This is a genomic window from Sunxiuqinia sp. sy24, assembly GCF_052677165.1.
In genome coordinates this window covers 58,091-81,912 of sequence record NZ_JBQYLH010000005.1, presented here as the reverse complement: position 1 = coordinate 81,912, position 23,822 = coordinate 58,091, and the positions used below count along the sequence as shown (strand labels likewise).

The following is a 23,822-nucleotide window of genomic DNA, read 5'->3' as shown; positions in this document are numbered from 1 at the left end:
TTATTCGTTTAATGATTTAGAAATAAATTCAATGATCTCTTTGTCGGTTTTATTTGCACCCCTTTCAACTTCTTTTATTAATAATCTGATGGTATCAATAATCTTTTCATTGGCATCTGGTCCAACAGTCTTTTGGGGTAGATCAGAAACTTTTAACTGATACTTTTCTTTGATTAGTTCGTGTTCAATAAAACTTTGATAGATTTTATCGGCTTGTGTTATTATCATTTTATCTTGACTTTAGGTTTTCTTCTATTTCAAAAAGACTAATTCCATAATGCTTTAATACGTTCTCTAATGCTTCGAATGTATGATACTTATTAATTGCTAAGAAGGAAAAATTAACGACCCTTTCAAATTCCTTGACAACCATATTGCGTTCCATATCATAAGAGATGTCTGAATTGTTATACAATTTAGGGACAACAACTAAATCATGTATTACCGCAAAATCCTTTTCTGGATGTTTTCGGAGTATTCTTCCGCGTCTTTGAATAAACTGCCTTGGATTTCCTGTACTTGAACAAAAAAAAGCAAGCTCTGTACGTGGAATATCAACACCTTCATCTAAACATTTCATAGATGATAAAACATGTATTTTTCCTGATGAGAAATTATTCAAAATCTCGTTTCGATTCTTTGTCTCTCCGGTAAATTGGCTGATTGTAACTTCTGGAGATATGGCACTAACAACTTTTGTGTATTGATCTATTAGCTTACTATCTTCAGCGTTATCATCATGCAAATCTGACTCATCATAATTTGGCTCAATTCCTTCAGGTACATAAACCAACGAATATTTCAGATTTCCTTTTTCATTATATCTCTCCAAAGTCATTTTTCCGAAAGCTTCAATTTTTGACTGTGCTTTATGGATTATTCTTTTACGTTTCAACAATAAAATTTCGACAATCGGATCATCCTTATAAGTCCCAGTATTTGAATCAAAAAAAGGAATTAGCTTTTTAGATATCTTTAGATATTCATTAAGTTCTATCTCATTTAAATAGACAATGTGTGGATAGTAGAAATACTGGCAAAGAACTTTCTTTTTAATTGCCAATTCCATCGAGTAATTGACAATGTAGGGAGGTCCATCATTAAAAAAGGATCTTATCTGCTTGTTTCCCCAGTTGTCATAAATCCGTTCGGGTGTTGCAGAAAGACCTATTCTTTTTGAGACCGAAAGATCTTTGAGTGTTGCTAAAATCTTTGGACTCCCCATATTGTGTGCCTCATCAGCAATAAGACATGTATCTTTGGGCAACTTTTTGAAGTAATTCTGAAACTTTGGCCGATGAAATGAGGCATAGGTAACGATAATCACAAAAGATTGGTTTTTTTTGATTTTACACCCCAATAGAACTGTAGAGATTTGTGATTCCCATTTATCCTTGGAAGAAGCAGTAATAACATTTCTCATATTAAAGCTAAATGCTTCTTCCTTCCATTGTCTAACCAACGAAATTGTAGGAACTAGAATAACTGCTCTGTAATTATTCGAATTTTGATAAATTTCGAGTAAACAGTTTAATGCGGTTATAGTTTTCCCAGTACCAGTTGCCATAGCAAAGATACCTTGGTATTTATTGGCTTTCCATTTTTCGTATGCTTGCTGCTGATAATCGCGGGGGCCTTCTGGGTATGGGAAATGTATTCTCTGCTTTTCTTTCTTTACAACTTCCCTGAAGTTTGAGATATAAGCTTGGAGTACCTTTTTAAGTCTAGGTAATTTTGATAGTTTTTCAAAAACTTCAAGCTCAGTCTCTATTAGCTCATTTAGTTGGCGATCTTGGCCTGTTCTATTGATTATTTCGATTATTTGATTGGAGTGGAGATATTCGAATCCTGGGTCTTCTTTTTTGCAAATTCGATCAATTGACGAAATATTCTCTTGCAATTTTAGTTTTTCGGATCGTTCACCCCAGGAACGAGCAATTGCTATACTCTCTCCATTGTCAATTAATCCTTTGTAGGTGAAATTACAGCTCCCATTAAAATAGACCTGACTAGTCCCATCATCCAAAACACCTTGCTTGAAATGAGCCAGCTTATTGGGCCTTAGTTTGACCGGTATGATTTCAAGTCTTTTTGACCTTAAGAGATATTTTAAACAATCAAAGAAGTGTTGATCACCGGATTCGAGTATCTTAGCCAGGCTTTCCAAATCGTCTTCAACAAATCGCTTCATCTCGGACTCTTCAACCGCCAATTCTGAATTTGCCTCATCCAAGAGCATTTTATCTTGATATGAAAGAAAATGATTTGTTATTATTCTCAGAGTACCTCCGTTGTGAATGAATTGAGCAAAACCATAAGATAATGTCCGAATTGCGTTGGAACTAAAATACCCAAGCTTCAAATCGATGTGCTTGCAATGTGGAATAGTAAGCATAAAAAACTCGATTGGAAGATGAAGTCCATCCGAGCTATATTCTAGGGTTTGGGGATATCCGATTTGACTAAGCATAGCTATCTATACTTTCACATTTGGTTTTTTAGGTTAAAAATCAAATTTATGAAATTATACTTAACAAATGATTGTTTTTTGAAATAATTTGGGAGTAGTTTTTAAGGTACAGAATTGTTAGGGATGTTTATGCTGAAGGTTAGGTCAGCTTTGGTATGGTTTTCCATGTATATTACAAGTCTGGAAATACCCCTTAAGAAGGATTTGGAATCTTTCTTCCATTCTATCTTGAATTTCGTTGTAGTATTCGTTGGATTCGATTGCCCTGATCTCGTTCTTGTAGCGATTTACTGAGCGGCGATGATTTTTTGTTGCATATGCTAGAACGTTCGGATTTTGCAATAGACAGTATTTCTTTAGACCTTCAAGGTCTAGTTTGTTGAACTCAATGATGTTTGTTTTTTCAATTTGACGGAAAGTGAGAGTAAGGTCATCGGCCAAGGCTTGGAGGTTGTCCAGAACCAGCAGGTCTTCGACTGTGTGGATATGGATTCCTTTTTTGTGCAGGTAGCGCATTCGTTTGACTACTTTTTCATATCGGAGTAAAGGTTGGGGTAGTCGTATTTTATTGTGTTTCTTTACTTCAAATTGTTTATCGTACAGCTTGACCGAATAGTCATTTAAATCAAGTTTTTTCCCATAGATCACTGAATTTGAATTCATCGGCATAAAGTACTTTGCTTTGATTGAGATGATATTGTTGATGAGTGGCATGACGTCATGCAAGGGGATGTTGCAGCCATACTCAAGTCGTTTGACTTTGGCATTTAAAAGATCTATGCCCAAGGATTCTGAAAGTTGGTTAAATGCTTGGATTAATTGCTTGTAGGTAAAATCAGAATAATTATTGCGATGAAAGTATTTGTGGATGGAATTAGAGATTCGCAGTTGGTCCTTAATCAATGATAACCTGAGGTTATTTAATTCGGCTCGCCAGCAAATGATTTGTCCTTTTTTTATGATAGGATCAAAAGTGATTCCGCGGTATGTAACTGAATCGGTTTTTCCACTAAAGAGGTGAGCCAACTCAAAGGATTGAATAACTATTGATGTGTTGTCAATCATGATAGCGGTAGTTGGCTTCCAAAAGCTGCTCGATATCTGTTGTTCTGAACAGGTGTATTCCGTTAATTTTTGCATAGGGGATTTTCCCGCCGTGTTTCAGTTTCTGAAAGGTTCTGTCGCCCATTTTTAGAATCTGCATGGCCTGTTCCTTTGGGATCCATTCTTCTTTTAAGACTTGTACATGCGATTTTTTCATCGTGGTCACTTCAGATCGCAGCTGTTCAATGTCTTTTTTGAGCGAAGAGACAAGTCTAATTATTTCTTGCATGACGAGTCCCTCCTTTAAATTTCGTTTCTGATTTCGTCCACTGTTTTTTGGCGACCTTCGGCAATCCAAAGGTCGATACTTTTCTTTGAAAAGATTAAACGCTTTCCTCGTTTGTGGAAAGGTATTTTCCGGTTAGACACTAAACCATAGATGGTTTGTTTGGCCGGATGGCCAGGTAGGTAATTGACTAGCTGGTCGAGGTCGAACCATTGGTCGGTTTCGGCTTTTTCTCCTTTTGTTTTTAGTAGATGCTCAATGCGGATCAGGCGACTGTTTAGTTCCTGAATTTTAGCTGGGATAGCATCAAAAGATAATTCTTTCATAACAGAAATATTTATTTGTTGTTTTAATTTCTGTCAATAAAAGTAATGGTTCGTTATTTGATATCTATTGATAATCAGTTGTTTGTGGTTGTGACAACTTCAAACAATCAAAAACAACTATTTGGGCAGATTTTCGAGGTGTTTTCTTATTTTTTCTGCATGGAGTTCAACATCTTTACGTATTGTTTTATCCTCCCTCATATTATCGGTCATATACTTATTAATGCCGGAATTAGCCCCAATATCGACAAAATCTTTCCTAAGGGCTGCGTATAGTTCTGTTCTTTCATGATAAGCAATCCGATTGTTCTCTTCCAATGCCTGAATCATGATTGCAATGCGTTTTCCTTTCTTACCAGAATAGGTGTCCACAATAAAGTTCAATAGCTCCTCTTTCTCCTCCTGGGTTCCATTAAGGAAACTGATCGTTGATGGATTTTTGCCCGGAATGCTTCTTTGCGTAGCATCATTCGTTGGTGCTTCCGAAAGGTAGGATAGATCAGTTTCTGTCGAAATAACAGAATCCGTTTTCAATGCTTTTAGTTTTGACAATATCTCTTCGAAAGGCTTCTTGTGGATTGTTTTTTCAAAGCAGTCGGTTTGCAGGAACTTGTTAAAGTAGTCGATTGAGTTTAAGAGAAGTTCTTGCTGCTCATTTTTATCCAGATGATTGTAAAGATTGATAAAGCGCGTGTAGCGGTTATCTAATTCCTTCTTGCTGATGCAATATTCACCTGACCACATGCAAGCCCCTGGATTTGGGTTGGGGGTCATCTTAAACCCACTGATGCTGGGGAAGCACCTGTAATTCAGAGGGGATTGTTTTTCATGTTTATACCATTCGCGATCAAATACCGTTAGAGCCTCATCGCCGGAATAATATGGTAATTTTTGCAGGAGTGGATCTAAAGCTACCCTCGGTTTCTGACAATGTATAATTTCGTCACAGGCATCTAAAATCGCTTGATTTCCTGTTTCGTCGTAATATAGTTTCACTCCTTCGGGGAAGTCGTCGTACCTGACATAAACTGTATCGCCATTTTTGAAAGCGACCAAATAGGATCTGTCCGGGTAACGATTTGTGTCGTAGCCTGTTTGATTCCTTAGCCATTTCAAAATTAGTATTAGTTGGAGATAATCAGATAATTTTTGCCCGATTTCATGGTGTCTGGCAAAGTTGTAATTTTTGCGAACTATTGGCTGTCTGTTTGGGCCTATTTTAAAATCTTCCTGCTGTGTGTCCTGAAAGGCGATCTCAGTATGGGTTGAAAGTGGTTGAAGAAAGTGCCTGGTAAAGCCAATCAACTTTTCATAGACATCAAATGCCAGAAGATCTCTTAGCGGAAATGTTTTGATCTGCTCTTTGTATTCCTCATTGAGAATTTTTGATATTCGACGATATTCTTTTTTGAAAAAGGATATTTTGTCCTTCGTTGAGAGATAGCTTGTTTTGTCTTTTAAAATGGCAATGTCAAATCCATATCGGGATTCAGCATCGTTAATGATTTGATTGGTAATGTTCATTCTTGTTTGGCTTAGAAGTCGAGTAGCTTTCTTGTATTGACTTGTCGGGTTTCATCTTCAAAGCTATCGAGATAGCTTTCAGTGGTCTTGAGGTTGGAGTGGCCAAGGGTTTCAGATATGTAAGCCGTATTAACCCCTGAGCGTTTTAATACGGTAGCATAGCTATGTCGGGCTGTATAAGTCGAAATTTTAGAGTTTATTTCAAGTTTTGCCGCGAGCTTTTTCATGTATTTGTTTACTTGCTTGGTTAGTTGCTTAATTTTTTTTTGTTGCTGGGTAGCGGTTAATCCGTGAGTTAAAATAGGAAAAATATAGGATTCAGGCAATTCCGGCTTGTTCCCCCATCGTTGGATTATTTGGCGGTTTTCATCGATCAATGAGATTAAGATCGGTTTTCCATCTCTTTTAGTGGTTGCTAGTTTTGCTCTGTTGAATTGGATATTGTCGTCTTTGATATTTTTGTATTTCAACAGGCAGATGTCTTTCATGTTGATCCCATTGCTGAGATAGCTGAATTTCCAAATGTCGGTGTAAAAGTGTTCTGAGCTTCCAGGTGTTGGTTGATAACTGAAGATTGCTTTTAGGTCTGTTGAAGACAATGCTTTTTTGATATTGCGCGGAGCTGGTGGACTATATAGTCCGTTTTGCTTGTTTCCGAAGGGGTAGTTTTCGCGCTTTACATTTCCATCCCTTATTGCATCGTTATATAACTTCTTGAAACATCGGACATGATAACCAACAGTGGTTGGACTTCCATCGTTACCTACTATCGATTGTTCAAACTTCTTGAGAAAATCAACGGTAATTTTATCAAAGGAGAGCTCTTCTTTTTTGCAAAAATAGGATAGTGCTTTTCGGGCATAGAAATAACTCAACCTGGTACCCACACGGCCTTCTTCTTCCAGCTGCTTGATGTAATTGTCGAAATAGGGAAAAATATTGTTCGACGTCTGCTTGTTGCGAAATTTTTTCTCGAACCCTTCAAAGGAGAATTCAGGCATTTTAATAATAATCTCGTATGCTTTTTTGAGTTGTTCGTGAATGTGAATGCGCTTCGTTTTGATGTTATTGCCCTTGCTTCCACTGCAAATCAATAGATAGGTTTTTTCATCCATCGACATTTTGGTCGTGTAGTATTTCGGGAACCGTTTAAAGGTAAGCCTTAGTTTTACTGTCGATGTTGTATCTTTTCTTTTTCGGACATGATCAAAGAAGGCTACCAAGGAAACACCTTTGGCCTTTAGCAGGTCTTCATTTAGTTCTGGATGGGTAATTGTGGGAAGACTCATTTGTTAGTGCTTTAAATGAAAAAGTACTAACAAAAGTACTAACAAATGAAGTAGAAGTCAATAAAAATAGATAAATATTGATAATCTAAAATTTTCTAAGCACCTGTATTGTAGGTGTTTTGTAAATAAATATAAAAGATGGGTGTATTAGTGGATATGACTGGCAGTCAAAAGGTCATCGGTTCGATTCCGATATTCTCCACTGAAAATCAAAGAGTTACAAGCAGATGTTTGTAGCTCTTTTTTATTTATAGTAATCTATTGAGAGAAATACCTAAGATAGATACTTATTGAACTCTTGTTTGTTTTAACTTTGAAGATATAATGAATTGATATTGTATAACCAATTTAAGCAACTAAGTTCAAATCCACATTTGATTCCTCAGAATTAATCAAAGCAGTAATATTTTTCAGTTCAATAATGGTCAGCGAAATTCTTACTTACCATTACATTCAATTATTTTTGTCAATGCTGACATCAATTTGCTTCTTGGAGCAATTCGGATTTTTAAATTACGCATTGATCGTGAGTATTCTAAAATAATAGTCAATGAGTAACAAAAGAAAATCAGCAATCTCAGTGGCCGAAAATATTGCACTGATATTATCCTGGATAATATTTTCACCACTTTTCCTATTCCTCTCTATACGATGGAATAAACCAAAATTAATCGGGCGTAGTATGCTAACGCTTATTGCTCCCTTAACCTTATTAACTCTTGTGTTTGTCTCATGGCAGGGATATGAATACTACTATTATCAATTAAAAAGAGGTAGTCGATCGGAAATCGAAGCAAAAACGGGAATGAATTTCCCCCAATATAAAACCATTGAGAAAAGACAGCGCACTTATGGCTCAGGTTTTAATGATGATTTTATAATGAACTATTCGGTACAATTAGACACGGTGGATATTGATCATTTTTACCAACAAGTTAAGAAGAGAACCGGGTCTAAGCATACGGGAAACAACGATCGTTTATATTCTTCCTGGAGCATAGACAAGGACAAAAATTTCTCTTTCAGCCATATTGACTATCAAGAACATTTAGACTTAAAAATAAACACAGAAACGGGAGTCATGGATATTACATTTGGAAGCATGTAGTTTTGTGTTTTTTTTATTTGTGTAAGCTTACCCCTTTCCAGCTAAGGCTTTAAAGGGACACATGCTTGTCATCCGAGTAGCTTGTTCCGCTGCTGTTTTTAAAGAAAAGATACAGGTTCCACGATTCTTCGTCGCTTGTTTCCGGCAGGGGCAGCATACATTGTCCGTCCTCGCGCAAGCTAGCGGTCGCCACTGGTCCAAGCCAATGATTGGGGCTTGCCCACACACAAAGTAGTTCATCGTTATTCGATTCGGCTTTGGTTTGTAGGGTCGGGTTCCAGCTAATGGTCACCTTATCGGGATCCTCAGCCGTGCGAAGGGCACTTAATTGCAGGGGAAGCGGCAAGGAGCCCATCGAAAAATGCAGGCGCGAATAATCGGCCAGCTCGCCGTTTTTGTCAAAAGCCCCCAGGTTGGCTTTCAAAAACAGGTTGTAAGCGGTCAGCTTCCGGGTGGCTGACAGCTTACAAATGGGGATTACCACACGGTCGCGCACCGCATTGTAGAACGTACGTGCGGCCTGAAACCGCTTGCGTTGCTGCTGCTGTTTCTCGCTCCAACTCCCGGGTTTTCGTGGCTTGGGTAAGCTTCGCACAATCACTTCGTCGCCATTTTGTACAAATACCAGCTTGCCTGCTTTCCCACTCAGATAGGCTCCCGGTGGTGTATTGGTTCTAGCCATGCTCGTTATTTTTACTTAGTTTATACTGGGTTTCAAATAGGTTTTTACTAGTGATGTAATAGAAACCTAACACAAACCTAGGAGAAACCTAGTAGAAAGTTAGGACTTTATTCGAACAAAGTCAAGCCTATGTCACATTTGATTTTACGCTAATCCATGGCTGTGTTCTCGTCAAGCACCAATGGATATGACTACAACAGAGTCAGCGGAATCGGAAGGTTTACTGTGCTTTATGTATCGAGCCTAATGAATTCGGCCGGTACGCTATTGGGGCCTTTGACAAGTTTGAGAAAATCGGAACTATTGGCTGTCACACGGCAAAAAAGGACCTTTATCTTTTCTTTCAATGATGAGTAACATTTACTGCTATTAACGCGGTATTTTATGATTTCTTTTTGTATTTATCTCCTTCTTTATAAGTGTTTAAGAGTTGAGGCTAGTCGTTTCTTCGGTGGTTAAAGATGATTGCAAGCAACCTTTGGCCAAGGAATCGCATCTAAGGATGTCGTTTAGTTTGATAGATTCAGGAAATAGGGAGTGCCAAAGCGCTGTATGACGTTTTATCGATGATAATTATTTCGATTAGACGCTTTAGTATTCGTTTTAATTAAGGATAAAAGGTTATGATGAAAGGTATTTTTAGCTTATTATTGGTTGCGATGCTGTTTTCGTGCAGTACACAAAAGAATGTATACTGGGTGAATAGCAGTCAGGTTGATTGCATGGGCGTTGGCCCAATGGCATGCATGCAGGTGCAGAAAGGAAATGATATAGAGGAATCACAATGGCAGAATTTTTATTCGACGATTGATGGTTTTGACTATGAACCGGGGTATATCTACCAATTAAAAGTCAAAGAAGAGCATCTTCCCAAAGAAGAGGTTCCTGCTGATGCCTCTTCCATCAAGTACACCCTTGTTAAAGTGCTGGATAAGCAAGTCGACCATAGAGCTTTTGTCGATGGGAAATGGTTGTTGGCTCGTATTAGTGGTGGTCCGGTTAACCGCTCTGTCGTTCTTCCCACATTGGAAATCGATTTAGAGAACAGCCGCATTTTTGGTTCCGGAGGCTGTAACAGTTATTCAGGCCCCATTCAGCAACTGACCCAGGACGCGATTCAGTTGGGCAATGTTGCAAGTACCCGCAGAGCTTGTATGAATCGGAATATAGAGGATACTTATTTAAAGGCTTTGAGCCAGGTGGCGACTTATAAGGCCGTTCAGTCAGAGCTTGTTTTTTATGGTGAAGACGGCGCTGAGCGATTGGCTTTTATCAGACAGTATGAAGACGAAAAGGTCAATCAGAACTTGAATGACATTTGGGCTTTGGAAACCATGAATGGAGAGCGCGTAACCGATTTTGAAGAACGTCCGGTACTTGAAATTCATCTGGCCGAAATGCGGGCAGTAGGAACGGATGGATGCAATCATTTCATGGGTGACATCAAAAAACTGGATGCAAAGAACCTGGAATTTGGAGTTTTGGCCGGAACCCGAAAAATGTGTCGTACGATGACGGTGCCTGATCAATTTGGTAAAAGTTTGCAGCAGGTAAAAGGCTATCAGCTTGTTGGTTTAACTTTGACTTTATCCGACGAATCGGGAAAGGAATTGTTGAAATTTAAAAAAGTTGACTAACAGTCGGAAAAATGCAAAAGCTCAATGGTGAATTCGCTCGCTTGGTTGGATCTTGATTTACGAATAGAATGAATGCAGCGCGTATTATGAATCGATGAAGTGTACGCCTTAACGGTTTTTTTGAGGAGTTATTATTTGATACCCGTTTGATCGTCGATTCGGAGAATGTCAAAATAGAGGAGCTGTGCATGAGGCAATCTTAGCTGTCTTGCGGTTCGAGCTGCTTTCTTGCCAAGCTCAGCGTAAGATTTTCCCATTGTCTGTGCGTGGCAACTTTTTTATGAATTCGATTTCTCGCGGGCGTTCAAATTTATCCAATTGCTGCAGGCAGATAGCAGTTAGCTCTTCCATTTTTGCTGGTGATTCGCTTGCTTCGACCAACAACACCAATTGTTGCCCAAGTTTTTCATGGGGGCGGGAGGTGATCAGAAATGGAAATTGAATGTGGGGCTCCAGTTTTTTCTCTAGCTGTTCGGGTAGAAACTTAATTCCGCCGGAAATAATCACATGATCGGCTCGCCCTAGAATCCTGAAGGTCCTGTGGTCGATCAGTTCGGCTAGATCTGTGGTTTTTAAAAATTCGCTACCTAGCCCGGGCATTTGAATTTGCAGGCAGCCAGCGTCAGACAGGCTAAGTTCAATGCCATCCAAGGCATGATAAAACTCATCGGGCTTGTTGCCGTTGAGTTTCCGCAGGGCGATGTGGGTGGCTGTTTCGGTCATCGCGTAGCTGGAATAGCAAGCGGTTGAAACGGCCTGTAATTTATCGGCTAGTGCTTGAGGGACGGCTGAGCCTCCAATCAACAAAAATTCCAGGTTGGCGATTCCATTTTCCAGTATTTTATAGACCTGGTTGGTGACCATAGCAGCAAACTTAAACGACTTTTGGTTGAGGAATTGGAAATCGGTGGCCGGGTCAACCACTGTTAAATCCAGTTGGCCAACTAAGGCGCGCACCACCATTAGCTTGCCAGCAATGTAACGCGTAGGCAGGGCATGCAATATCCGATCGTTTTTCTTCAAGTTGAAAAAGCGAAGGGTGCGACTGGCGCTGGCAGCCACAAACTTTTTCGTGAGGCGGATGGTCTTGGGCGTTCCGGTGCTTCCCGAGGTGTTGACTTCAATAAAATCAGTGGGAGCGTACCATTCAGCCAAAAAATCAAGCCATTCTTTTTCCCATTTCGTTTGGGCTGCTTTTTGGAGCAAGTCAGCGATTGCTGTTTGCTGGCCGTTCAGCTTAATATGGTTGGGAAACGGGTTCATGGCTTATCAATGTATCTTTTAGAATTCGGTATGGGGTGTCACTTGGCTCAGATCAAATGGCTTATCCGGATCAAACCACAATTTTTCGCCTCGAATTTCCAGCGGAGAATCCATATTGTTGGTGAAAAGCTGACCGGTTCCCAGCCCTTGGTGTCCGGTTGCTTGGAGGGTAAAAGTCCATTGCGCAATGGCATTCAGGCCGATATTGGATTCCAGGTAGGAGGTGATCCACCAGCCAATGGAACGTTGATTCGCCAGCTCGATCCATTCGGAGCAGCCTGCAAAACCGCCATGTAAACTGGGTTTCAAAACCAGATACTGAGGTTGAATGGTGTCGAGTAACTGTTCTTTATCAGCCAAGGCATTGATGCCAATCAGCTCTTCATCCAGCGCAATGGGAACAGGTGCTTGCTGACAAAGCTCGTGCATAGCTGTCCATTGTCGGGCTGCCAGGGGCTGCTCAATGGAGTGAAGGTTCAAGGTTGCCAGGCGATTTAACTTATCGATGGCTTCTTCAGGTTTAAACGCACCATTGGCATCCACGCGCAGGATGATCTGACTGGCCGGATACTGATGGCGAATGCCCTGTAGCAGCTCCAGTTCCTTGTCGAAATGAAGGGCGCCAATTTTGAGTTTGATGCATCGGTAGCCGGATTGTAGTTTGGATTGAATCTGGTTTTGCATGTGTTCAGCTGTTCCCATCCAAATCAGTCCGTTGATGGGGATGCCTTCTTTCCCTTGGGTGAATGCGGAAGGAAAAAGCGTTTGCGTTCCCCCATTTTGCAAATCGAGCAGGGCCGTTTCAAGTCCAAACCGAACCGACGGAATGGCCTGAAGGAGCTCCGGATTCTTCAGAAATGGCTTCGGATCCTGACCAATCGATTTCAGCGCTGTTTCTACTTCTTCCGGGGTTTCTGTGCTCAGTCCCGGCAGTGGTGCACATTCGCCAATGCCAGTTTGCTTACCTTCGTTGAGCAATAGAAACCAAACGGGCCGTGTTTTATAGACACCACGCGAAGTGCCGGCAGCTTGCTTAAACTGAAGTTCATATTTTTGGTACTGCGCAATCATAAAACAGCCAGGATTAGTCCGAGACAAAACAGCAAGGTAAATGCCAGGGTTGAAAGCGACAGACGTTTTAAAAAGGGATCCAGCGCTTGCGCGTCCCTGGTTCGATGAATTTTGACCAAGTCGATCAGGAACAAGGGGAATGCCAGTAGAAACAACCATTGCCAGGCTGATTCTTGTTGGTGGTAGGTGAACAGGATAACGGCTACCCAGCCCCAAAAAATCATGGCGGAGTGGTAGATGCGGCTGTTGCGCTCGCCCATGCGAACGGGCAGCGTTATTTTTCCGGAAGCCCGGTCATTGTCGATGTCGCGCATGTTGTTGAGGTTGAGTACCCCGGTGCTGAAAAAGCCCATGCTGATAGCCGGGAGTAAAATAGCCGTTTCAAAATAACTGGCGTTGAGGTAAAAAACGCCAACGACTGGCAAAAGTCCAAAAAACAAGAATACGGCTAAGTCGCCAAGGCCAACATAACCGTAGGATTTTTTGCCTGCTGTATAAAAATAAGCCGCCAGTAAAGAAAAGACACCCAGCCCGATAAAGCTGAAAAAGGCTGTTTTTGAAACCTGCCAAGTGGCGGCATAAACCAATAGAACACCTAAAATAAAGCTCAAGCTGCCAACCAGCAGCATGCCTGCTTTCATCTCTGTTTTTGTGATCTCGCCGCTTTGCATGGTACGGGTAGGTCCCAGGCGGAATTCATTGTCGGTGCCACGTTGGCTGTCGCCATAGTCGTTGGCAAAATTGGAGAATACCTGTATCAGTGTGGCCGTGATGATGGCCAAGATGCTAACCAGGATATCAATTACCCCGTAAAACCAAGCCAACCCGCAGCCCAGTACAATGCCTGATAAGGCTAAGGGTAGGGTGCGTGGCCGTGCTGCTTTAATCCAACTTTTTCGTGTAGCCATAGCTATCTGGATGCTTATTACTTGATGCTAGATTCTTGTCCGTTGAGGTTCGGGTTTATTACGGAAATTTGGGGTATTTACCGAAGTCCGGTTTGCGTTTTTCAAGGAAAGCGTGCTTGCCTTCCTGGGCTTCTTCGGTTAAATAGTACAGCAGTGTGGCATTGCCGGCAAATTCCTGAATACCAATCTGACCATCCAAGTCGGCATTCATTCCCAGTTTCAGCATGCGAAGGGCCAGCGGGCTGTGCTCCTGCATTTTTTGTGCCCAAGCTACGACTTCGTCTTCCAGCTGGTCGAACGGCACTACCTTGTTCACCAAGCCCATTTCCAAGGCTTCCTGAGCCGAATATTGACGGCACATAAACCAGATTTCGCGTGCTTTCTTTTGTCCCACAATGCTGGCCAGATAAGAGGATCCCAGTCCGGCATCGAAGCTGCCTACTTTGGGGCCGGTTTGTCCGAAGATGGCGTTTTCACTGGCAATACTGATGTCACAAACCACATGTAACACATGACCGCCTCCAATCGCAAAGCCATTCACCATGGCAATTACGGGTTTGGGCATGCTGCGGATTTGCTTTTGCACTTCCAGAATGTTGAGGCGCGGAATGCCGTTTTCATCAATGTAGCCGCCGGTTCCTTTTACATTTTGATCGCCTCCGGCACAAAAAGCTTTGTCGCCGGCACCAGTTAGTACAATAACGTTGATGCGTTGGTCTTCGCGACAAATGTGCAGCGCATTGCTGATGTTATTCACCGTGGTAGGGCGAAACGCGTTGCGCACCTGTTCGCGGTTGATAGTGATCTTACCTATTCCGTCGAAATAATCGAAGAAAATATCTTCATACTCTTTAATGGTTTGCCATTGTCTTGTTGTGCTCATCGTATGTTGTTTTTTATTGTTTCACGTATTTAAATAACTCCCGAAACACGGTCGTGTTTACTTCCGCATCGGTGAAAATTTCCAGCAGAGCGGCTTTAGCTTGTTTGGGCGAATAGAAATCACCTAAAATATCGCTTAGCTCGGCTTGATTTTCAGCCATGAAATAATCCAGTTCAAAAGTTCTGGCCAGGCCTTCCGCTTTAAATTTATTTTCGGTGAAGAAATGTTCCTGAAAGGCGGGAGAATCGCCCGGTCCTTTAATTAGTCCAAAAATGTTTCCTCCTCGGTTGTTGATGACAATCACCCGTAGGTTGCTGCCAAGGTAGTTGTTCCACAGGGCATTCGAGTCGTAGAAAAAAGACAGGTCGCCCAGAATGATGGTGTTTATTTTTTCTGATTCAGAAGCAAAACCCACAGCCGTCGACAAGGGGCCGTCGATACCACTGGTGCCGCGGTTGCCAAAGTAATGGGCGTTTTTCACGGGTTGGCAAATAAGTCCGTAACGCACTGGTGAGCTATTTCCCAGGTGAATGACGGAATTTTCGGGGATGGCTGTCCGGAGCTGGTCAAAAACCCTTAAGTCGGAATAGGCCGCTTGTTGGATAAAATCGTCGCAGAGCTTATTGACTTGTTGCTCCTTGTCTTTCCAGCGGCGCAGGTAGTTTTGCTTTTTGCCCGAAACCCTTGGCAAAAGCTGACCGAAAAAGTCAGTCGCATCTTGCTTGATGACGTTCGTGAGCGACTGATAGGTGTCGAAATGCTCGTTAGCTAGACTGAGGTGCCAGTGGTTGACTGGCTTATGCTTCCGCAGAAATTGTTTCAGCGATTTCGATACAAACTGTCCACCGAAACTGATGAGCAGATCGGGTTGGAAATTTTCCAATCGGTCTGTTAGCATGGCGGCCATCAGCGTGTCGATGCTACTGCAGAAGTTGAGATCATCGAGGTTGCCCAAGTGTTCCTTTAAAACCACAGCACCTGTTTTGGAAACCAACTTGCTCAGCTGATTTTCCAGTCCTGGGTTCGGTATTTGCTGACCAGCCAGCACCAATACTTTGTTCGCGTTATTGAAAGTGGCAGTCAACTGGTCAAGTGCTGTTTCCGTTACGAGCTGTTGGGTCTCTGCTGTTTCAATGATTTTGACTGATGGCAATTTTTCATCCAGCAAATCGTGCAACGGCTCTTCCAACGGAATGTTAATGTGCACGGGTGCGGGAGCTTCCCCCAGGGTTGCATTCAGACACGCATTGATTTGGCGGGCGGCAAACCACAATTCTTTTTCAGACTCGCCCAATGGCAAGCTGATTTCTTTCTTGATGAAATTTTGATAAATCTTTTCTTGCCGGATACACTGGCTTTCAGCCTGGTCGATCCAGTAGTCGGGACGGTCGGCAGTGAGCACAATCAGCGGGACCTGCAGATAAAAAGCTTCGGCGATGGCTGGTGCATAATTCAAACTGGCTGTTCCGGAACTACAAACGATGACCACTGGTTTTTGTTTGGCTTGCGCCAGGCCGAGGGCAAAGTAGGCCGCACTGCGTTCATCCACAATGTTGCGGCAGTTAAACCGATTGCTGCCGGCAAAGGTATGGATTAACGGCCCGTTGCGCGATCCGGGCGAAATGATGATGTCATCAATTTCCTTGGCCAGCAAAATAGCCGCCAGCTGCTGAATGTGTTTCTTCGTTGAAATCATGTATTTTGAACAGCGTCAATAGCTGATGATAAAGTGTCTGCTTTTTTTAGTGTTTCTTCCCATTCTGCTTCGGGAACCGACCGAGATGTAATTCCGCCTCCGGAATATAAGATGTAGCGGTCGGGCATGATTTCCATGCAACGCAAATTTACAAATAATCTGACGGAGTCGTTCATTCGCCAGGGACCGAGATATCCAGTGTAATACCGCCGGTTGTGTTGCTCTATTTTGGTGATGAATTTGTCTGCTTTTGATTTCGGATAACCACATACAGCCGGTGTAGGATGGAGTTCGGCAACAAAATCGCCGAGTTTGTGTGCTAGCTTTTTAGCTGAAAACCGGAAGGTGGTCATCAGGTGGGCTACCTTCCCGCTTTCCAGGGTTTCCGGCCCTTGTGTGGTGTACGGATGAATGTTGAACCGATAAAAAACATCAAGTAAGTAGCGTGATACAAAAGCTTGTTCTTCAATTTCTTTGGTATGCCAGCTGTAGTCTGAATCGGTGCGTCGGATTTGGGTGCCAGCCAAGGAGACGGTTTCAATCATCTTGTTTTCAGTCTTTAGCAGAACTTCGGGAGTGGCTCCCATCCACAGGCCTGCTTTGGGCAGGTTTACCAGGTACACAAAAGCATTGGGCGTTTGCTGCAAAACTTGAAGGTAAAGCTTTCCGAGGGACTCCGTTTTTCGTTCTTTCGGAATTAAACGGGACACAATGGCTTTGGACAATTTGCTGTTCTTGATTTCCGCAATGGTTTTGTCGATAGCCTCTAGATAGGCTTCTTTTTCAATGATCAGGTGTTGATCGGCTACATTCTCTTTGGCCTGGTCTTGCTGAATCTGTGCCATGTCGAGGGTTAAAATTTCCTGGATCCCCTTTTTGTAAATCCCTGGTTTCAGAAGTACTAGTGGTGTTTCCTGACTAATCTGGTAAGGCGCAAAAACAAAGCCTTCCTGTCCGTTTAACTTGTTGAACTGGGCGGGGTAAATCAGGTCTTTTTGGTCGGTTAGTAGGATTTCCGGCGTTTGGCTTCCTGGCATCGACCAGATCGCAAAAGAGCAATCTTTTTCGATCAGATTATCCAGAAATAAGGCGAGATTCTCAGTATTTGTCATTCCTTTTTACAATCATATTGGTCACCCGAACTGTTGAAATCAGGCGTCCTTCTTCATTTCTTACATCAACATTCCAAATGTGTGTCTGGTTTCCAGGATGGAGAATATTTGCTACGGCGTAGGCTTTTCCTTTCCGTAAGCTGCTGGTATGACTGCCATTGACCTGTATGCCCAGCACGTCGTAATTTTCAAAATCGACCATGAGCATGCTCCCCAATCCGGCCAGACTTTCGGCAAAAGCCAAGTTTGCTCCGCCGTGCAGAATGCCATCGGGACGGCAATTTTTTTCCGATAGCTGCATGCAGCCTTCGACGGTTCCGGTACCAGTTTTAGTAATTTCGATGCCCAGGCTTCCGATTAATCCGGTTTGTGTTGCTTGGTTAATTAAATCCAGGGGAGTGTCTATATTCAGCGAATTAAGATCCATATGGTTTCATTAAAAAAAGTGAACCTCAAAAATAAGGTTTACTTTTAAATAATAACAGGGCTTTTCCCCATTATTGATTTTGGATGCTTCGGATGCCGTTAAGAATCTTGTTTTTTATAAATCTTCTTCAGTCGGATGCCACTCATGGTCAGATCTTCCGGCGGATTATCTTTTCCATTGGTGAGGTAAAAGAGTTTCGACTCGTGCTTTTGCAGGGTCACTGTTATCTGGCTTAGGTTCCCCAGGCTAATGCTTTCTCCTAACTTCCATTCATACACCCAATTGTTGTTTTCTTCATTGATTTCAGGAAAGTCATAGCTTTCGGTCACTGTTTGCTCCGTATCATTCAGAATAAGTAAACCCCAGGCTTTGGGCGAACGGTAGCGCCGCAGGGCTACTTTACACTTTTGGCTGTCTCCCCAGAACGGAAGGGTTGCGCTTTGTGGTCGTTCCTGTGGAAGCAACAAGCGCCAGTTGTCAAGCTGTTCTTCAGTCAGGCTTGAAAAGCGGTCGGATGTGCTGACCACACCTCCCATAATGCCAATCCAGTTGGCCAGGCTGTTTTTCTCCGTTGGCGTGAGTTCGCAGTTCTCATTCTGAAAGGAAATGACATCGAGGTCGTTCTGCCAAAAGACATTGTTGAAATACTGGGTGTTGTAACTTTCTTGCAGCATGTTTTGAATGCCATCTTCTGTCCATCGACACTGGTTGCTATTGGCAATGCGCATGGCGTCAACATAGCCGATCATGGGCGCATAAGGGGAGCTCCCGGTAGTCCAAAAGCTTCCGGCGCCAATTTCTTCCCGGATGATATTGAGAATGTCTGTAAAAATTTGAACCGATGTTTTGGTTTTATCGTAGCGGTCAATTCCGATCGTGGGTTTCAGTCCCCAATCCATAAAATCGGTTTTGTAAAAAGTGAAGCCCATCTTTCGGTAGGATCGAAACACTTTTTCGATATACCGCTGGACTTCGGGATGACTACCATCGAGAGCATAGTGAGGGACTTCGGAGTCGTTTCTCTCTGGAATGGGATTGCCTTCCAGGTCGCGGATGAGCCAGTTTTTGTGTCGCTTGAAAAGTTTACTTTCTTCGCTTACCATAAATGGGGCGACCCAGATTCCGGCGCGGTAGCCTCGCTGGAAAATATCGCGGGCTGCCGGTTCTAGTCCTCTGGGCCAGCGTTCATTGTAGTCTGTCCAGTCGCCATGAACACTGTAGCAGTCATTGATCAGGATGGCATCCAGCATAATTGTAGGGTCGATATCATCCAGATTTGTCAAGAGCTTGGTGAGATGTTCGTGACTGAATTCATGCTCGAATTCATTTGCTGAGTCCCAGTGGTAGCTTGTTTTAGTGTCTTTGCGGGCCTCCAGTTGCTCGGAGATATTCCACGCCAGGTGCTGCAAGGTCTCGTAGGGTTTATTCCCAAAAAAGATATAAATGTCGGGAAGCTTAATGAAGTCATCTTTCAGCGGGATGCTCTCGGTTACAAAGCCGGTTTCGAACAGGATGGATTCAACATCGGGATAGCGATCGGATAATCCCCGGCGGTGAGGCCGATTGTATAAGGTGCTTTTTTGAATAAAGTCGTGGTGTTCGTAGGTTCCGATAGCCAAGGTGTCGTTTTCAGCTGAAATCAGTCCGGTTGTTAAGTAAGAATCGTATGACCAGGCTTGTTCTCCTAATTGATTACCGAATTCTGCTGCCGTGGGTTTATGAAATTCATACAAGCCAGAGGGGCCTCCCAAACCTTGCCCTTGTTTGAAATAGTGTTTCACCCCGTTGACGACTGCTTCGCCCAATGGGCAGAAATAGTAGGGAGCGCGCGACATGCCACTGAGCTCTGCGCCAATTGAAATGGAGCCTGAATTGATTTTTAGATCGAGCATCACAAAACCCCGATCAAGCTCATAAATAATACGTTTGCCTTTGGGGGAGTCCCCCATGAAGGTGTTTCTAACAAAAATACTTTGACCATCGATGGTTGGGCGGCAGTTTTTTAAATGAATGCTACCAGCAATTAAGTCAAAGGTGCCGTCATTGTGAAGAATCCACTGTGGTTTCCCTATTTTAAATCGGTTTCGACTTATGGTACTTGTGTACTCAAGCGCACTTGAGTAGTAGGGTATTGTGAGTAATGATCCAATTCCAGTACCTACCAATTTTAGAAAATTCCTTCTTTCGATGGTCTTCTTGGTCATAGATGTATGTATTGATTTGTTAGAGAGGTCGTAAATTTAACAACTTTTAACAATCTTAGCACGAAAAGAAGAAAAATCTCATATTGTGCAATTGCTTGATGATTAATTGACTGCGTTTTTTTTGTGTTGTATAAGATATTCTTTCTCTATTTAATAATCTGATTATCGTGTTTTGAAAAGCGATTACCAGACCATTTTGTTTATTTTTCGAATAAGTTTTTCGCGCTTTTTTTCAGGGAGCGTTCCAATGCGTGTGGAATGATTCCCGCCTTTTTTTACTGTTTTATGGTTATTCCTACTTCTCTTGACTGTTGCAGCTGTGGCTGTCCAAGGGTCTACTTCTCCATAAATAAGTATGACGTTTCGGGCATCCGACATTAAGAATTCTTCGACTTGTCGGGAGGTCTTGTCGCTGTAAGTGGCGGTGCTACCTTCAGGCAACATGAATCGATTGACATAGTTCTGGGTCGAACTCACAGACAACAGGTCGGCAAAGGGTTCGGTGTCGTAACCGTAGTAACCCAACTCGCGCGCCGCTTGGTAAAAGAAAGCCCGGAAGTGAGCTGATCCCTGATACGAAAAATAATCCGGTTGACTGATTTTTACCAGATACTTAAAGAGTTCTTCATGGCTTGCCGTGTCTTTGGGAATCTCTTGGCAGTCGTGGCCCCATTGCCAAAACGAGAATGCATATTCCAGCACGACGTAGTCGAGCACTTCATCGAGGCTCATGGGGAAGGTATAGCTTCGGGTTTTGGCGTAGTTGTTCAGTAAAGGTAGCATGTGCTCGCGTCGTTGGAGGACTTCGCGCTGAAAGCTTTGGATTTTGTTCCGGCATTCGTCCGATCCAACTTGATTCAGAAAGGGTTCATGCCTTCCGTCTTCTACTCCAAAGTTAAGCGGAGCTACGTAGGCAACGGTAGCAGAAACATCATGCGGGAAAAAGCTCCGGTGAGCCAGAGCAGTCTGTCCCCCTTTGCTGATCCCGGTGTTTAACCATTTGCCTTGGTAGTACTTCTTGAAAAGCTGTACCACTAGATGATGATCTTGAGCGGCATTTTCAACGGTTAAGAATTCCCAATTCAAGGAGTCGGGCAGAGACTCGCCAAAATAGCGGTGCTCCACGCAAATTTGGTTGGCGTCAAGCATTGGGCTCAGTTCATTGATGAAATTGGGCTGGGCTGCATAATTGGCGGCATAGCCTTCGGTGATCAGCACCACCGGATGATCCGCTTTCTTATCGGAAACAAACACCCGCTGAACGAAAAAGCCTTCGGTGGTGTCCTGATGGTTCAGCGGTTGCCTGATTCGGATTTCATAACATTGTGCGAAAAAGTCATTTCCGTCAATGGTCTTGATGCTTGAAATCTGTGGCTGCGACTGCATGAATTGAAGTAATTCCTGGCTTTGTGCGGCAGTCCATGCCATGACAAAGAATAGGAGCAGAAAAAAATGCTGTTTCAGGTAGCTCGATCTGTTCATTGTTTTTTTCTTTAAAGACCGGCTAAAATTAGAAATTTTGGTGTTCCGTTCGGTCTATAATCTCATTTTGTAAATCTTCACCCAAATCGTTGAAGTAATCGCTGTAGCCGGCAACCCTTACAATTAGGTCTTTGTAGTGCTCGGGGTGCTTTTGGGCATCGCGTAGCGTCGCGGCATCCACCACATTAAACTGGATGTGATGGCCCTCTAAACGAAAGTAGCTTCGCACCAGGCTGGAAACTTTAGCAATGGCCGATTCATCCTCGAAAAAGGAAGGAGTGAACTTCTGGTTCAGTAAGGTGCCGCCCGTTCGTAAATGATCGATCTTAGCTGCTGATTTGAGCACCGACGTGGGCCCTTGCCGGTCGGCTCCCTGCACGGGTGAGATGCCTTCTGAAACAGGTGTTCCCGCCAGGCGTCCATCGGCACTGGCTTGCATCACACTTCCAAAGTACACATGGCAGGTGGTAGGCAGCAAGTTAATCCGGTAATCGGCTCCCCGCGGGCTTTTATGTCCGTTTACCGCTTGGTGGTAAATTTCGAAAACAGTACGCAGCTGGTCATCAGCCTGGTCATCATCGTTGCCATATTTGGGCGTTTTATAAACCAACTGGTAATGCAGGTTTTCAGCTCCTGCAAAATCGTTCTTCAAAGCCTCCAGCAGGTCTGACATGTTGCAGTTTTTTTGCTCAAACACGTGCTGTTTAATAGCGGTGAGCGAGTCGGTGATGGTACCCATGCCTACGCCCTGAATGTAGTTGGTGTTGTAGCGTGCACCACCCTGGATATAATCAGTTCCGGAGGCTACACAGTCGTCAATAATAAGCGAAAGAAAGGGCGTTGGAATGTGGTTGATGAAGGTCTTTTCAATGATATTGCTCCCTTCAATTTTGATGTTTACAAAATGCTGTACCTGTTTTTTAAAGGCCTGCAGCAGTTCATCCAGCGATTGAAACGAACTTGGATCGCCGGTTTGGGGGCCAATCTGTTTTTGGGTCCGCGAATCAAAACCATTGTTGAGGGTGAGCTCCAGTATTTTGGGTAAGTTGAAATAGCCAGTCAGAATATAACTTTCGGTGCCAAAAGCGCCGCTTTCCACACAGCCGCTGGCTCCACCGTTTCGGGCATCAATCAAGCTTTTCCCCTGGTTCAGCAGTTCCTGTATGATGGCATCGGTGTTGAAAATAGACGGTTGTCCAAAGCCGGTTTTTACAATTTGGATGGCTCGCTGGATGAAGCGATCGGGATTTTCCCTGCTAAGCTGCACCATGGAGCTGGGCTGTAGCAAGCGCATCTCTTCAATCACATCCAGTATGAGGCAGGAGAGTTCGTTGACTGCATCCGAACCATCGGGTTTTACGCCTCCCAGGTTGATTAGTGCGAAGTCGGTGTAGGTATTGCTTTCGAGGGCGGTAACGCCCACTTTGGGTGGAGCGGGATGGTTGTTGAACTTGATCCAAAAAGCCTGCAGTAATTCTTGGGCCTGCTCTTTGCTTAGCGTTCCGGCAGCCAGTTCTTTTTGGTAGAAAGGGAACAAATGCTGATCCAGTCGACCCGGGTTAAACGAATCCCACGGATTGAGTTCGGTAACCACGCCCAGGTGCACAAACCAGTAATATTGCAGTGCTTCGTGAAAGGTTTGCGGGGCATTGGCCGGTACCCGGCGACAAATGCCGGCCATGTTTCTAAGCTCCAATTTTCGCGTAGCTTCTTTTTCTTGCTCTGCAAGCTCTTCCAACTTGTCGGCATGCCGGTTGGCAAATACAATAATGGTTTCGGCAGCCAGCTGCATCGCGCTCAGCTCTTCCTTTTTGTCGTAGGCTTGCGGGTCATTTACAAAGTCGAGTTGGCACAGGCTTTCCTTGATGTCCAGAATGATATCCAGCATGCCTTTGCGGTAGATCTTATCACCGGCAACGGTGTGTCCCGGAGCACGTTGCTCCATGAATTCGGTGAAGATGCCCGCCTCATACGCTTCCAGCCATTCCGGTTGCATGCGATTCATAATCCGATCGCGATTGGAGTGGCCTTCCCAGAAGGGGATGATTATTTTTTCATAGGCTTGCCGGGTTTGGAGATCAACCCGAAACCAGACTTTTTCGCGACTGTTCAGGATATCCAGATCTTGCAATGAATGCACTGTGATCTCCGGATAAGTGGGAGTTGCTTTAGGTGCTGGTCCGCGTTCGCCAACAATCAGCTCATCGTCATTGATACAGACGGTTTTGTTTTCCATGATGTAACGAAAAGCCTTAGCGCGTTGCATGGGGATGGAATCTCCCAGTGCCTGATGACTTTTATAAAATTTGGTAACTAATAAGGCTCGTTCGGCCGAAATGCAGTTGATAGCCTTCAGGCTTTGATTGCGTAATTTTTGTATTCGTGGTGTCATGGTGTTTTCGATTTTTTA

At 43.4% G+C, this 23,822-nt stretch carries 20 protein-coding genes; 2 read left to right on the top strand and 18 right to left on the bottom strand.

The window, feature by feature from the left end:
- The 7 genes from ACUNWA_RS06200 to ACUNWA_RS06170 form a co-directional block, all read right to left on the bottom strand.
- Window positions 1–228: a hypothetical protein gene (locus ACUNWA_RS06200; RefSeq protein WP_445591024.1), complete on the bottom strand. Its 228-nt coding sequence runs from the start codon at window positions 226–228 to the stop codon at window positions 1–3.
- Window position 229: 1 nt separating this feature from the next.
- Window positions 230–2,470, bottom strand: coding sequence for a DEAD/DEAH box helicase family protein (locus ACUNWA_RS06195; protein ID WP_445591023.1), 2,241 nt, complete (start codon window positions 2,468–2,470; stop codon window positions 230–232).
- A 144-nt stretch (window positions 2,471–2,614) separates the two neighbouring features.
- Entirely contained in the window at window positions 2,615–3,535 is a 921-nt protein-coding gene (locus ACUNWA_RS06190; RefSeq protein ID WP_445591022.1) for a hypothetical protein, read from the bottom strand.
- Entirely contained in the window at window positions 3,528–3,803 is a 276-nt protein-coding gene (locus ACUNWA_RS06185; protein WP_445591021.1) for a helix-turn-helix domain-containing protein, read from the bottom strand. Before ACUNWA_RS06185 ends, ACUNWA_RS06190 begins: the two co-directional genes overlap by 8 nt.
- A gap of 14 nt (window positions 3,804–3,817) precedes the next feature.
- Window positions 3,818–4,126 (bottom strand): helix-turn-helix domain-containing protein, encoded by a 309-nt coding sequence (locus tag ACUNWA_RS06180; RefSeq protein ID WP_445591020.1) that lies wholly within the window; start codon window positions 4,124–4,126, stop codon window positions 3,818–3,820.
- Window positions 4,127–4,243: 117 nt separating this feature from the next.
- A complete protein-coding gene (locus ACUNWA_RS06175; protein ID WP_445591019.1) occupies window positions 4,244–5,650 on the bottom strand; it encodes a hypothetical protein in 1,407 nt (468 codons plus the stop codon).
- Window positions 5,651–5,661: 11 nt separating this feature from the next.
- Complete coding sequence (locus ACUNWA_RS06170; protein ID WP_445591018.1) at window positions 5,662–6,939, bottom strand: tyrosine-type recombinase/integrase; 1,278 nt, start codon at window positions 6,937–6,939, stop codon at window positions 5,662–5,664.
- Between the two features lie 550 nt (window positions 6,940–7,489).
- Between ACUNWA_RS06170 and ACUNWA_RS06165 the strand changes: the two genes are divergently transcribed.
- Complete coding sequence (locus tag ACUNWA_RS06165; protein ID WP_445591017.1) at window positions 7,490–8,047, top strand: hypothetical protein; 558 nt, start codon at window positions 7,490–7,492, stop codon at window positions 8,045–8,047.
- A gap of 49 nt (window positions 8,048–8,096) precedes the next feature.
- Here the strand turns inward: ACUNWA_RS06165 and ACUNWA_RS06160 are convergent, their stop codons facing one another.
- The gene (locus ACUNWA_RS06160) at window positions 8,097–8,729 is read right to left on the bottom strand and encodes a hypothetical protein (RefSeq protein WP_445591016.1); all 633 of its coding nucleotides are present in this window, start codon (window positions 8,727–8,729) and stop codon (window positions 8,097–8,099) included.
- Between the two features lie 623 nt (window positions 8,730–9,352).
- Here ACUNWA_RS06160 and ACUNWA_RS06155 point away from each other — a divergent pair.
- Window positions 9,353–10,366 (top strand): META domain-containing protein, encoded by a 1,014-nt coding sequence (locus ACUNWA_RS06155; RefSeq protein WP_445591015.1) that lies wholly within the window; start codon window positions 9,353–9,355, stop codon window positions 10,364–10,366.
- A 237-nt stretch (window positions 10,367–10,603) separates the two neighbouring features.
- Here ACUNWA_RS06155 and ACUNWA_RS06150 read toward each other — a convergent pair whose 3' ends face one another.
- From ACUNWA_RS06150 to hypD, 10 genes are all read right to left on the bottom strand, one after another.
- Window positions 10,604–11,629 (bottom strand): AMP-binding protein, encoded by a 1,026-nt coding sequence (locus ACUNWA_RS06150; protein ID WP_445591014.1) that lies wholly within the window; start codon window positions 11,627–11,629, stop codon window positions 10,604–10,606.
- Window positions 11,630–11,647: 18 nt separating this feature from the next.
- On the bottom strand, window positions 11,648–12,700 hold the full coding sequence (gene menC, locus ACUNWA_RS06145) for an o-succinylbenzoate synthase (protein ID WP_445591013.1): 1,053 nt from the start codon (window positions 12,698–12,700) through the stop codon (window positions 11,648–11,650).
- Entirely contained in the window at window positions 12,697–13,608 is a 912-nt protein-coding gene (locus ACUNWA_RS06140; protein ID WP_445591012.1) for a 1,4-dihydroxy-2-naphthoate polyprenyltransferase, read from the bottom strand. Before ACUNWA_RS06140 ends, menC begins: the two co-directional genes overlap by 4 nt.
- Before the next feature lie 58 nt (window positions 13,609–13,666).
- Window positions 13,667–14,491: a 1,4-dihydroxy-2-naphthoyl-CoA synthase gene (gene menB, locus ACUNWA_RS06135; protein WP_445591011.1), complete on the bottom strand. Its 825-nt coding sequence runs from the start codon at window positions 14,489–14,491 to the stop codon at window positions 13,667–13,669.
- A 13-nt stretch (window positions 14,492–14,504) separates the two neighbouring features.
- Window positions 14,505–16,187: a 2-succinyl-5-enolpyruvyl-6-hydroxy-3-cyclohexene-1-carboxylic-acid synthase gene (menD, locus tag ACUNWA_RS06130; RefSeq protein ID WP_445591010.1), complete on the bottom strand. Its 1,683-nt coding sequence runs from the start codon at window positions 16,185–16,187 to the stop codon at window positions 14,505–14,507.
- On the bottom strand, window positions 16,184–17,299 hold the full coding sequence (locus tag ACUNWA_RS06125; RefSeq protein ID WP_445591009.1) for a chorismate-binding protein: 1,116 nt from the start codon (window positions 17,297–17,299) through the stop codon (window positions 16,184–16,186). Before ACUNWA_RS06125 ends, menD begins: the two co-directional genes overlap by 4 nt.
- Window positions 17,286–17,726, bottom strand: coding sequence for a PaaI family thioesterase (locus ACUNWA_RS06120; RefSeq protein ID WP_445591008.1), 441 nt, complete (start codon window positions 17,724–17,726; stop codon window positions 17,286–17,288). The genes ACUNWA_RS06125 and ACUNWA_RS06120 overlap by 14 nt, the downstream gene beginning before the upstream one ends.
- Before the next feature lie 98 nt (window positions 17,727–17,824).
- Window positions 17,825–19,930, bottom strand: coding sequence for a glycoside hydrolase family 36 protein (locus ACUNWA_RS06115; protein WP_445591007.1), 2,106 nt, complete (start codon window positions 19,928–19,930; stop codon window positions 17,825–17,827).
- A 183-nt stretch (window positions 19,931–20,113) separates the two neighbouring features.
- A complete protein-coding gene (locus ACUNWA_RS06110) occupies window positions 20,114–21,412 on the bottom strand; it encodes a S28 family serine protease (protein WP_445591006.1) in 1,299 nt (432 codons plus the stop codon).
- 28 nt (window positions 21,413–21,440) lie between these two features.
- Window positions 21,441–23,804, bottom strand: a complete 2,364-nt coding sequence (gene hypD / locus ACUNWA_RS06105) for a trans-4-hydroxy-L-proline dehydratase (protein WP_445591005.1) — start codon at window positions 23,802–23,804, stop codon at window positions 21,441–21,443.
- Window positions 23,805–23,822 lie beyond the last annotated feature (18 nt).

What these genes read in the sequence shown, in the direction of transcription:
- ACUNWA_RS06200 (WP_445591024.1), bottom strand. Translation starts at nt 228, where the DNA reads ATGATAATAACACAAGCCGATAAAATCTATCAAAGTTTTATTGAACAC.
- ACUNWA_RS06195 (WP_445591023.1), bottom strand. Translation starts at nt 2,470, where the DNA reads ATGCTTAGTCAAATCGGATATCCCCAAACCCTAGAATATAGCTCGGAT.
- ACUNWA_RS06190 (WP_445591022.1), bottom strand. Translation starts at nt 3,535, where the DNA reads ATGATTGACAACACATCAATAGTTATTCAATCCTTTGAGTTGGCTCAC.
- ACUNWA_RS06185 (WP_445591021.1), bottom strand. Translation starts at nt 3,803, where the DNA reads ATGCAAGAAATAATTAGACTTGTCTCTTCGCTCAAAAAAGACATTGAA.
- ACUNWA_RS06180 (WP_445591020.1), bottom strand. Translation starts at nt 4,126, where the DNA reads ATGAAAGAATTATCTTTTGATGCTATCCCAGCTAAAATTCAGGAACTA.
- ACUNWA_RS06175 (WP_445591019.1), bottom strand. Translation starts at nt 5,650, where the DNA reads ATGAACATTACCAATCAAATCATTAACGATGCTGAATCCCGATATGGA.
- ACUNWA_RS06170 (WP_445591018.1), bottom strand. Translation starts at nt 6,939, where the DNA reads ATGAGTCTTCCCACAATTACCCATCCAGAACTAAATGAAGACCTGCTA.
- ACUNWA_RS06165 (WP_445591017.1), top strand. Translation starts at nt 7,490, where the DNA reads ATGAGTAACAAAAGAAAATCAGCAATCTCAGTGGCCGAAAATATTGCA.
- ACUNWA_RS06160 (WP_445591016.1), bottom strand. Translation starts at nt 8,729, where the DNA reads ATGGCTAGAACCAATACACCACCGGGAGCCTATCTGAGTGGGAAAGCA.
- ACUNWA_RS06155 (WP_445591015.1), top strand. Translation starts at nt 9,353, where the DNA reads ATGATGAAAGGTATTTTTAGCTTATTATTGGTTGCGATGCTGTTTTCG.
- ACUNWA_RS06150 (WP_445591014.1), bottom strand. Translation starts at nt 11,629, where the DNA reads ATGAACCCGTTTCCCAACCATATTAAGCTGAACGGCCAGCAAACAGCA.
- menC (WP_445591013.1), bottom strand. Translation starts at nt 12,700, where the DNA reads ATGATTGCGCAGTACCAAAAATATGAACTTCAGTTTAAGCAAGCTGCC.
- ACUNWA_RS06140 (WP_445591012.1), bottom strand. Translation starts at nt 13,608, where the DNA reads ATGGCTACACGAAAAAGTTGGATTAAAGCAGCACGGCCACGCACCCTA.
- menB (WP_445591011.1), bottom strand. Translation starts at nt 14,491, where the DNA reads ATGAGCACAACAAGACAATGGCAAACCATTAAAGAGTATGAAGATATT.
- menD (WP_445591010.1), bottom strand. Translation starts at nt 16,187, where the DNA reads ATGATTTCAACGAAGAAACACATTCAGCAGCTGGCGGCTATTTTGCTG.
- ACUNWA_RS06125 (WP_445591009.1), bottom strand. Translation starts at nt 17,299, where the DNA reads ATGACAAATACTGAGAATCTCGCCTTATTTCTGGATAATCTGATCGAA.
- ACUNWA_RS06120 (WP_445591008.1), bottom strand. Translation starts at nt 17,726, where the DNA reads ATGGATCTTAATTCGCTGAATATAGACACTCCCCTGGATTTAATTAAC.
- ACUNWA_RS06115 (WP_445591007.1), bottom strand. Translation starts at nt 19,930, where the DNA reads ATGACCAAGAAGACCATCGAAAGAAGGAATTTTCTAAAATTGGTAGGT.
- ACUNWA_RS06110 (WP_445591006.1), bottom strand. Translation starts at nt 21,412, where the DNA reads ATGAACAGATCGAGCTACCTGAAACAGCATTTTTTTCTGCTCCTATTC.
- hypD (WP_445591005.1), bottom strand. Translation starts at nt 23,804, where the DNA reads ATGACACCACGAATACAAAAATTACGCAATCAAAGCCTGAAGGCTATC.